The sequence below is a fragment of the Paenibacillus sp. P4_E11 genome (assembly GCF_056401635.1).
In genome coordinates, this window is sequence record NZ_JBFUIX010000211.1 from 1 (window position 1) to 4753 (window position 4753).

Annotated in this window: 4 protein-coding genes; all 4 read left to right on the forward strand. The window is 43.0% G+C overall.

Translation table 11 applies throughout. The annotated features are described in order from the left end of the window. Positions 1-120 precede the first annotated feature (120 nt). Positions 121-1821 (forward strand): putative 2-aminoethylphosphonate ABC transporter permease subunit, encoded by a 1701-nt coding sequence (locus AC1DWB_RS31390; protein ID WP_477545023.1) that lies wholly within the window; start codon positions 121-123, stop codon positions 1819-1821. Positions 1822-1856: 35 nt separating this feature from the next. Further along, a complete protein-coding gene (locus AC1DWB_RS31395) occupies positions 1857-2651 on the forward strand; it encodes an HAD family hydrolase (protein WP_477545024.1) in 795 nt (264 codons plus the stop codon). Continuing rightward, positions 2641-2982 (forward strand): DMT family transporter, encoded by a 342-nt coding sequence (locus AC1DWB_RS31400; RefSeq protein ID WP_477545025.1) that lies wholly within the window; start codon positions 2641-2643, stop codon positions 2980-2982. The genes AC1DWB_RS31395 and AC1DWB_RS31400 overlap by 11 nt, the downstream gene beginning before the upstream one ends. A gap of 166 nt (positions 2983-3148) precedes the next feature. Continuing rightward, positions 3149-4753: LamG-like jellyroll fold domain-containing protein (locus AC1DWB_RS31405; RefSeq protein WP_477545026.1), on the forward strand; the 1605-nt coding region annotated here is incomplete at its 3' end.

Here is a 4753-nt window from a genome sequence, read left to right on the forward strand (position 1 = left end):
AGCTATGGTGACTTTTAACATCAAACTAAATCAGAAGGTAACGTTTAACTTGCTACCTGAACACGTCATCCGGTTTGATACGGTATCCGATATTGCGGTTGGGTGAGGAGGTGAGTGGCCATGGATACGTGGTTAAAACGAATACGACCAAATGCGAACGAATGGAGTCAAAACAGTTTCATTTTAATAATGACACTTGCCTTAATATTTACGATCCTACTGCCGCTTGGTGAACTCTTGATCAAAGCCGTTAGCAATCAAGAAGGAAACTTTATTGGACTCGCTAATTTTGCCAAATATTTCTCTACACCGGCGCTTGTAACTTCATTATGGAATTCCATAAAGGTTTCATTGATTACGACTGTAGTCGCTGTGTCGCTCGGATTCGGATTTGCTTATGCGCTTGAGAGAAGTGGAATTCGAGGGAAATGGTTTTTTAGGACCGTAGCGCTGCTTCCGCTTTTTGCTCCTTCGATGCTGTACGGATTAGCATTAATCTATTTGTTTGGCAATCAAGGACTTATTTCAACTGGGTTCTTCGGTCTGCTGCCTGAATTTCGAATTGAGCTTTACGGGCAAATCGGGATTGTTCTATCCGAAATTTTATATACCTTTCCACAAGCATTTCTCATCCTCTCGGTTGCTTTTGCGAGTTCGGATTACCGATTATATGAAGCAGCAGAGACGCTTGGTGCGTCAAAATGGCGTACTTTTTGGACGGTAACAGTACCAGGTACCAAGTTTGCGCTCATTAGCACGATTTTTGTTTGTTTTGTCCTGACGTTTACTGACTTTGGAGCACCTAAGGTTGTAGGAGGACAATACAATGTTCTCGCGACCGATTTGTTCAAGCAAGTGATTGGTCAACAGAATATGCAAATGGGGGCGGCCGTCGGTGTACTGTTGTTGATTCCGGCCGTGATTTCGTTTGTCATAGACCGAATTTCCCAGCGGAAACAGAGCGGGTGGCTTAGCGCCAAATCAATGCCATATCGAATTGAAGCAAACAAGCTGCGCGACGTCCTATTATTCATGCTTTGTTCGGTTGTATCAGCTGCCATTCTAAGCATTATTCTTGTGGCTCTCTATGGATCAATAGTGAAAGTATGGCCTTATAACTTACAGCTCTCTTTATCCCATTACGATGGTTTTCTTGACGGGGCAGGACCGTTTGTGAACAGTTTGATCATTTCGGCTGGTGTTGCGCTGATTGGCAGTGTAGTGACATTCATATTTGCCTATCTCATTGAAAAATCTCGCGGTTATGCATTATTACGCAATGCGGCTTATTTTCTGTCCATGCTGCCACTTGCATTGCCGGGATTGGTACTAGGTCTCATCTATGTATTCTTCTTTAATAATCCGAACCAACCCTTACATGGGCTATATGGGACCATATGGATCATGATTATATGTAACATAGTACATTTTTATTCGGTTTCATTTTTAACGATGACCTCGGCGCTTAAAAAGCTGGATAGCGAGTTCGAGGCCGCATCAGAAACGATGAATGTCCCCTGGTATAGGACACTTGTCAGGGTAACGCTGCCCATGTCATTGCCGTGTATTTTGGAGATTTGTATGTATTATTTTATCAACAGTATGGTGACGGTGTCGGCAATCATCTTTTTGTATGCGCCAGACTTGAAACCGGCTGCCGTGGCGATTGTTAACATGGAGGACTCAGGTGATATAGCTCAGGCGGCAGCCATGTCGCTGCTAATCATACTGGCTAACCTGATTATGCGAACAGTTGTAATGTTATTGTCCGGAAGGATGCGTCGGCGAACGGAAGCATTATTGGTTAGGAAAGATAGTTAGTTTTCACTTACATGAGGATCTCAGGAGCGATTGGAATGCCAAAATTGATGATTAATAAGAGAAGTTATTGTGTAAATGGGGTGTTATTTGATAAGGATGGCACACTACTCGATTTTATAAGTCTTTGGGGATATTGGAGCGAGTCGTTGTACCGGAATTATTCAATTAAAGTCTTGGCTGTTGCAACGGATGGGGTCATCGATCCCATCTCGAATTTGTGGGGAACGGTTCAGGATGCCGCCGGGCATATGAYTGATTATAGTAGAAACGGTCCATTGGCCATGGGATCGATTGGTGATTTGCTCGCTATATTAGCATGGCAAGGCTACCGGCTAGGACTCCCTTGGAGTGAATCCATGCGGATAGCAAGGGAAAGTAAGCGTTTGGCGGATGAAGAAATGGAACAGGTTCGCCCCGTTTATCCGCTGCCGGGGGCTATAGACTTTCTGAAGCAATGCCATGATCAAGGAATGCCAATGGGCATTGTAACGGCTGATGAGACGGCGGATGCGGAAAAACATTTGCAGTGGTTGGGCATTCGCCAGTTTTTTAAAGTTATTATCGGGAACGATCTGGTGAAACAGGGAAAGCCTTTTCCCGAAATGGTGCATAAGGCTTGCTTAGAGCTTGGATTATCTCCGAATCAGGTGGCCTTGATTGGGGATACCAACAGCGATATGCAGATGGGGAAATCCGCAGGGGTTGCAGCCACTATAGGGTTAATGATGAATCATGCGTCTCCATCTAACGAATGCTGGCTTAATGACGCGAATGTGCTCATCTCTTCGTACGCTGAACTTCACTTGGAGGAATCGACCGATGAAGGGTGAGAGTGGTTTGGGATGGATCCTTTTAATACTTGCCATTCTCTTTGAATTATCGGGAACGACGTCAATGAAGTTATCCCTAGGTTTTACCCGATTTTGGCCGTCTATTATGATGTTTGTTTTATATGGCTGCAGCTTTACCCTGCTTAACTTTGCTCTAACCTACATTGAAGTTGGAGTTGCTTATGCGATTTGGTCAGGCGTCGGTATTGTTCTAATTACACTGGTAGGATTTGTGCTATTCAAGGAATCATTCAATATAAACCAATTAGCTTGGACGGTACTCATCGTTGTCGGTGTCATTGGCTTGAAGTTAAGCAGTAAGGTTACCTAGTGTGGAGGCGAAAAGAGGAGAGGTTTTTTGGGAGGTGGTGCTTACGGATTGAAATGGCCTTTATTTATCGCATCAGACTTTTTCGATCATCATTGTTTGTCCTATTCGTCGTCGATGCCGGTAACCTTAGACTCTTAAAAAACTTAAAGTATGGAGGTTTTCTGTAGTGAAAAGAATTTTATCCGGTACACTCGTACTAACGATGATTTTCGGTATGTTATCGAACACCGCAGTAAATGCAGATAATGAAGCCACGAACGCAGTAGTAAATGCCAACCCCCTTATGGCATCGATTAAATTCGATAATAATTTAAAGGACGATGCAAATCAAGGGCAATCGTTGATAGCACATGGAAATTATAGTTATGTAGACGGTGTATTACCCGGGACCAAAGCTTTGCACGTAGAAAGCGGAAACGGCAATTATGTCGGTACGACGCAAAGTTTGAATGTTGGTAATGACAGTTTTACCACATCCTTCTGGTATAAGGGCGACACTAAGGATAATCAGGTCATATTATCGAACAAGGATTTCAGCAAGAGCTCTAACGCAGGCTGGGCGATTTATACATCAGCCAATTCGGTCAATATGAATTTAGGATTCCCGACCACATCAGTAAAATTTGGCCGTGACACGTTTAATGCTTCCGCTTGGYGTTACGTGACATTTGTTGTAGACAGAGATAAAATGCTCGGCTCGTTGTATATTGATGGTTACGAAATGGCTGAAACTTCGCTAGGGATCGGATCTTTAGATACATCGAACCCATTAAACATAGGCAGCGACGGAGTGGGCGGCAATGGTGGTAATTCATTCGATATCGCTGATCTGAAGGTTTGGAAAGGTGCATTAAGCAGTGATGTAGTTCAAGCTAATTATAATGGTTACGGTGTAAATAAAGTAGATATGAACGCACTTAACGACACAATATCAGAAGCAAATACAATAGTAGCAGGCGGTCTCGGCAGCGGCTTCAGCCAAACCGATTTTGATTATTTGAAAAAGGTTTTGAATACGGCAGCTACAGTTGCAACAACGCAAAAAGTAAAATTATATACACAGGAAACCATCAATTATTATGAAYGTGAACTAAACAACGCCATATTCATCTATCAAAAAAGCAATAAAACATTAACTCCAGCCGATTTAAATATAGCGGATAGCAGCGACCCGGAAATCTCTGCAAATCCCAGTACAATCGCGCGCGTGGAAGCAGATTATAGAAAAGCCCTGAAAGTATTCCCGCAGGCCGACGTATTGGTGCAGCCTGGCGACATTACCGGCGGTAACAATGCCAATGAATATGTGTGGATGGGTGAGCTTACAAAAGTATACAATAAACTTAAAGCTGAGGGCTTATTTAACACTACGAAGTTATATATTGTAAAAGGCAACCATGATATGAACGGCACCGAAAATTTAATACCTGTCGGTACGGCGGGCGCGTGGAACGAATCAACGAATTCGTACAATAACGATTTCTATAACAGTGCTTATAGGGTAAAGATAAAAGGATATAATTTGATTGGTTTTGATGCAAATATTAACAGCAGTAGCACGGTGGGAAAAGCCACCAATTACCTCAACCAAATTAAAAGTGAAGCGGATTATGATCCAACAAAACCCATATTTGCAATGTCTCACTACCCGATAAGCGGAACCGTGTGGGGATCGGCATGGAGCAGCGGTGCAAGTAATAATTTCGGTAAATTTATTGCCGACAATAATTTTTCGCAGGTGTTCTATATGTCAGGTCATACGCAATATGAC